We start from the raw sequence: 5,345 nt of genomic DNA on the forward strand, positions 1-5,345 counted from the left end.
TGGGCTATTACTTCAGCCCGGAAGCCGAACCCTATAACCCACATATTCAGGCTGAACAACGTGCTGTGCTGCACAAAATTGGCCAGAACAATGCTCATTGGTTTGATGAACTTGGTTACGACTACTTTACCCGTGAAATTTTCGATGCTTTTTACCCGGGTTATGGTGCCAGTTGGCCGCTGTACTACGGCAGCATTGCCATGACTTATGAAATGGCTTCCGCCAGAGGTCATCAATTCCGTAAACGCGATGGTGATATCCTGACCTTTGCCGATGGCGTGCAGCGCAACTTTGTTGCCTTTAAAGCCACGCTGGAAACCGCCAGCCGCCACGCCGAAACCTTGCTACTAAACTTCTACCAGTACCGCCGCACGGCCAGCCAGCAAGGAGAGAAAGACGGCATTCGCAGCTACATTTTTCCGGCGCAGCGTGATGCCGCAGGCCACCAGAAGCTGATGGGCGTGTTAACCCAGCATGGCATTGAAGTCGACCAAGCCCAGGAAGGCTTTCGCGCCTGTGGCAACAGCTACCAACCAGGTGCATACATCGTGCACTCCAATCAACCCAGCTATCACCTGATCCGTACCCTGCTGGATGATACGGTGCCGATGGACCGCGATTTTATTGCTCGCCAGGAAGAGCGTCGCGCCAACAACCTGCCCGATCAGATTTACGACGTCACTGCCTGGTCGCTACCGTTGATGTACAACCTGGAGCTCGACCGCTGCAACCGGGCGGTGCGAGTTAGTGCCAGCCGCGTTGGGCCAGAGCCTCTGCTGGCTGGTAGTGTGCAGCAGCCAGCAGCGCGCTTTGGCTATCTGGTACCCTGGGGCGATATGGCCAGTGCCCGTTTTATGAGCCTGGCGCTGCAACAGGGCTTACAGCTGCGTAGCAGCGATCAGCCCTTTACCCATCAAAATGGCAAGCGCTACCCGGCGGGCAGCCTGATCCTGAGCCGGGCGGATAACCCTGCTGGTTTAACAGCGCTGGTGCAACAGCTGGCAGCCGAAACAGGTGCCATGCCAGAAGGCATAGACAGCAGTTGGGTGCTGGATGGACCAAACTTTGGCTCGATGAATGTAAAAACCCTGCATGCGCCGCAAATCGCGATGCTTTGGGACGAGCCAACCAATCCACTGAGCGCTGGCAGCGCCCGTTTTGTGCTGGAACAGGGCATTGGCTACCCGGTCACTGCCATTCGGCCAGCTCAATTACGCACTGCGGATCTAAGCCACTACCAGGTACTGATATTGCCGGCAACCAGCCGGGCTGGCTACGCCGCAGCACTTGGCCAGACAGGCCAGAACAATCTGCGTCACTTTGTTGAACGCGGTGGTGTGCTGATAGCGCTTGGCAATGCTACCGAATGGTTGCTGGAAGGCGATAAACCTTTGCTTGCCAGCAAGCGGGAATACCGGGTCAGTGCGCAGGAAAAGCCGCTGGATGAACCGCGTGTGCCAGGGCGTTTTTTAGCAGAACACAGTGAGGTGCAGGCACTGCTGGAACCCTACCAAGCGGATCCCGACTGGGTGCCGGGCTTCCTGGTTAATGCCAGTGTGGATCAAAACCACTGGCTGACCGCAGGCATCGCCCCGACCGTGCGCAGCATCTATGTTGGCAATCAGGTGTACCAGCCACTGCGTATCAATCATGGCCGAAATGTCGTTAGTTTCAAAGGCCCGGACGAACTGCTGGCCGGTGGCTTTGTCTGGGATGAAAACCGGTTGCAAATTGCCCACAAGCCGCTGCTGATGGTACAGCCGATGGGCCGCGGCCAGGTAATCGCCTTTACCCAGGAGCCGAATTTCCGTGCCTATGTCGATGGCATGCACCTGCTATACATCAATGCTGTGTTCCGCGGCGCTGCGCACGCCACCCCACTGCGCTGAGTCTCTGCTATTCTTAAACAGCCCGGCCATATAGCCGGGCTCTGTCACGCTGTTGTCATGCTGCGCTGGCAGCATAGCCAGCAGCTGCCAAGCTGGCACAGTTTCTGTATTCATTGCCAGTATCGGTTAAAAATAACTGTGAACCCGCTGTCGCTGCCTACTTTTGGTGCCTATTGCACCAAAGCCATGCAGCAGGGCCTGATGAACTGTTGCACAAAGGAGATCCCGATGCCACTGAAGAAACAATTTCTGAAAAGCCGCCCTGTTGTCAAAGTGACGTTTGAAATCCCGGCCGAAGCTGCTAAAGAAGCCAGCAGCGCTTATGTGTTGTGCGAGGCTCAGGGCTGGCAAAAAGAGCCTTTAAAACGACTCAAAAATGGCGGCTTTAAAACCGTACTGGAGCTGCCCACCGATCAGCAAGACGATTTTGAGTTCCGTTATTGCCTGCTGGATGAGGCCGGCAACGAGCAGTACGATAACGACTGGCAGGCTGATGGTTACCGGCCCACGCCACTTGGCGTGGAAAACTCGGTGGTGTCTGTGCGAGTCAGTTAAAGCTGATCGGTTGCATCCCTCTTGCAGTAAGGTATAACCTTGCTACTTTCAAAGAGGGTGCACCTCAGAGTGAGTCGATTAGGCCAGGACTTTTACCGCAACGGCCCTAACCACAGGGCCGGAGCTGATGTTAGTTTTGTCGATATAGTGAAACTGTTTGGCTTTCGCGGCATGCGCATTGGCCGCTGGGTCACAGCCGAAGAACAGCAGCGCGCTGCTAACCTGTTTTTCGATGCGCTTTGCGATTTGCAGCAACTGCTGCAGGTACCGGAGCAAGTGCTGTCACTGAATCAGTCCCTAACGCTCACCTTTGGCATAGGTGGCCAGCCCGGTGCCTGCGCCCATTATCAACCACGCGGCCGCATTTTAGCGCTGGCTAAAAATGCCGGTGCCGGCAGCCTGGCACATGAATGGTTTCACGCCTTTGATCACTACATCGCCAGCAAGGTGTTCAACGATGCCGACAACCAGCATTTTGCCAGCCGCTGTTTTCTGCACCAACACCGCCTAAAACCGCATCCACTGAACCAGCCGCTGCTGGAGGGTTTCAAAACCCTGCTGCTATCAGCCGATGGCAGCCAGCCCAGCGCCTGGTTTTTGCACTGCGTTAAGCTGGATCGCCAGCGACAACAGCTTTATCTTTCGCAACCGGAAGAGCTTTGCGCCCGCGCCTTTGAAGCCATGCTGCAAGCCCAGCCTCAGAAAAACCACTTTCTGGTTAGCGGTACCCGCCAAAGTGACTTAGCCAAAGCCGGGGCCTACCCGGATGCAGAACTGCTGCAGCAACTAAGTACACACTGGTTCCGCTACTTCGCTTTACTGGGTCAAGTATTGATGGCTGCACAGCGCCAATAAAGCAAACTACAGCTACACTTGTGTTAACAGATAACTCTGGAGTAGCTATGCTAAGGCGATGTATTTACCCAATGCTCTGGCTTTATATCTTAAGCAATAGTGGGCCGCTAGCAGCGCATACCGATGAAAAGCCAGCAGATACTCTGGTTATTATCGATGTTGTCGACTGGCTAAGCCCGGCTCACCAGGCTACGCATCAAGCCAGCGTGCTGCAAAAGATTTTGGCGAATCTGACTATCCCTCACCAAACCCAGCAAATTACCCGAAATCGAGCCAGAATGCTGGTCCGCGAACACCCAACAGCTTGCATGCCCTGGCTGCTAAAAACACCCGAGCGATTGCAGGACTTTCAGTTCAGCGTGCCTTATATGGCAGAAAACGCCCTGCAGCTGGCGGTGAGAGACAATACCCCCCTCGCCCAGACACTGCACCAACAACGGCAAGCCGGCCCCATCAGGCTCGGCGAACTGCTGCTGCAACGACGCCCCCCATCCTGGGCATCGAAACCAACCGCAGTTACGGTCAGAAAACCGATCAACTGCTTAGCGAGCTGCAACACTTGCCAGCCATCTACACCCGTACCAGCTCCAGCAACAATCCGGCCGAGCTTATCCCCATGCTGCAACGCGGCTTTATTGACATCGTTATTGAGTATGAAATTGTGGCAAAAGAACACAGCAGTGAGCTGGCATTTTTCCCGTTCGAAGAAACCGAGGCCTTTCAACTGAGTCATTTCGCCTGCTCCAACACCGAGGACATGGCCAGGCTGTTACCTGCCTTGAACCACAGCATCCAGACGCTTAGCCAGGACGAGGAGTTTCAACAGCTCATGTTACTCAGCATCCCAGAACACTTTAAACAGCAAGCTCTGCAATATCTTCGCGAAGCACAGCAGAAGCCGTGAATCAAGGCTGGCAAAATAGCCAAAAAACGCTATGGTTTGAAGGAAGATAATAATAAGGAAGCGCTATGCCTATTACCCCCGAACTCAATGCTGAAATCCGTATTCTGAACCTGTACAACCTAGATAGCGTGCGCGAAGGCCTAAAAGTCCACAAAGACGCCGACGAAGCTACTAAATCCGCCATCGCCCGACTGCACCACAAAGGCTTACTGACCCAGCCAGATGGCGGCTACCTCACCGATCTGGGGGTGCACTGCGCCGAGCATTTGCAAATGGCGCTGCGGATTTTGGATGTGCCGGGGTCATAAACAATACAAATCTGTAAAACCAACAAGTATCCATTGTGGTAAGAGCAAATTGTTAGCGAATGTAAAAAATAACGCACATAATGCGCCTTTCATGCTAGCATCTCGGCACTATTGACTGATACAAGGCTTTTTTATGATGCGTCATTTACCTGTGATATGCGCAGCTTCTCTGCTGATGGCAAGCTCTTTGTCTGCCGACACCATCAACTGGAACTCTTTGTCTGCTGGCTACGCCAAAGCCAATATCAAATTGGATGCCGCTGACTTTGGTGAGCGCAGTCGCTTTAAGCCGGATGGCTGGCAGTTGCAAGGCAGTTATTTGTTGACTGAACAGCTTTATTTGCGCGGTCGCTATGATCGGGTGACTGGTGATTTGCTGAATGTTCGTGTGAAATCAGAACAAAGCTGGGTTAGCTTAGGTCTGCGCCAACAAGTTATGCCCGGTATGGATACGTTTTTTGAGGGCGGATATGCCAAAGAGTCGGCCTCCTCCGACATCATCTTTATGGATGATATCGCGCTGCGCTTTCGCGATTCAGGCAGTGGTTATCAACTTGGTGCTGGCGTGCGCTACCTAGCTACACCCGAGCTTGAATTGAGCGCAGCCTTAAGGCATGTCAATGTATCAGGACTGGATAGCTCTACCTTGGGAGAGCTTAATGCGAGTTATCGTTTCAACGCCCAGTTTGCTCTCTACAGTAACTTTTTGTTCGATAGCGATGCATCCATTCTGGGTGTTGGCCTGAGCTTTCACTTCTAATACAACAAGGGCTGCCCGATGGCAGCCCTTGATTTGGCACACTAGCTCGCCGGCTTAGGCGACTTTTTCTGCCT

General features: G+C 53.6%; 6 protein-coding genes. All 6 read left to right on the forward strand.

What is annotated here, in order from left to right:
* A partial coding sequence (locus JJU14_RS15880; protein ID WP_228614698.1) for a peptidase M14 occupies positions 1-1,889 on the forward strand: 1,889 nt, incomplete at its 5' end.
* Between the two features lie 228 nt (positions 1,890-2,117).
* Positions 2,118-2,444 carry an isoamylase early set domain-containing protein gene (locus tag JJU14_RS15885; RefSeq protein ID WP_228614699.1) on the forward strand — a complete coding sequence of 109 codons (327 nt, stop codon included), beginning with the start codon at positions 2,118-2,120 and terminating at the stop codon, positions 2,442-2,444.
* Positions 2,445-2,513: 69 nt separating this feature from the next.
* Positions 2,514-3,299, forward strand: a complete 786-nt coding sequence (locus tag JJU14_RS15890; protein ID WP_228614700.1) for a CLCA_X family protein — start codon at positions 2,514-2,516, stop codon at positions 3,297-3,299.
* Between the two features lie 304 nt (positions 3,300-3,603).
* Positions 3,604-4,203 carry a hypothetical protein gene (locus JJU14_RS15895; protein WP_228614701.1) on the forward strand — a complete coding sequence of 200 codons (600 nt, stop codon included), beginning with the start codon at positions 3,604-3,606 and terminating at the stop codon, positions 4,201-4,203.
* Positions 4,204-4,268: 65 nt separating this feature from the next.
* A complete protein-coding gene (locus JJU14_RS15900) occupies positions 4,269-4,511 on the forward strand; it encodes a TIGR02647 family protein (protein WP_228614702.1) in 243 nt (80 codons plus the stop codon).
* Positions 4,512-4,647: 136 nt separating this feature from the next.
* On the forward strand, positions 4,648-5,271 hold the full coding sequence (locus JJU14_RS15905; RefSeq protein ID WP_228614703.1) for an outer membrane beta-barrel protein: 624 nt from the start codon (positions 4,648-4,650) through the stop codon (positions 5,269-5,271).
* Positions 5,272-5,345: the final 74 nt, after the last annotated feature.

Origin of the sequence: Alkalimonas sp. (assembly GCF_020831925.1) — a bacterium.
Lineage (GTDB): Bacteria > Pseudomonadota > Gammaproteobacteria > Enterobacterales > Alteromonadaceae > Alkalimonas.

Excerpts from the sequence above, each read along its gene's own strand:
- JJU14_RS15900 (WP_228614702.1), top strand. The coding sequence starts at position 4,269 with ATGCCTATTACCCCCGAACTCAATGCTGAAATCCGTATTCTGAACCTG.
- JJU14_RS15905 (WP_228614703.1), top strand. The coding sequence starts at position 4,648 with ATGCGTCATTTACCTGTGATATGCGCAGCTTCTCTGCTGATGGCAAGC.
- JJU14_RS15885 (WP_228614699.1), top strand. The coding sequence starts at position 2,118 with ATGCCACTGAAGAAACAATTTCTGAAAAGCCGCCCTGTTGTCAAAGTG.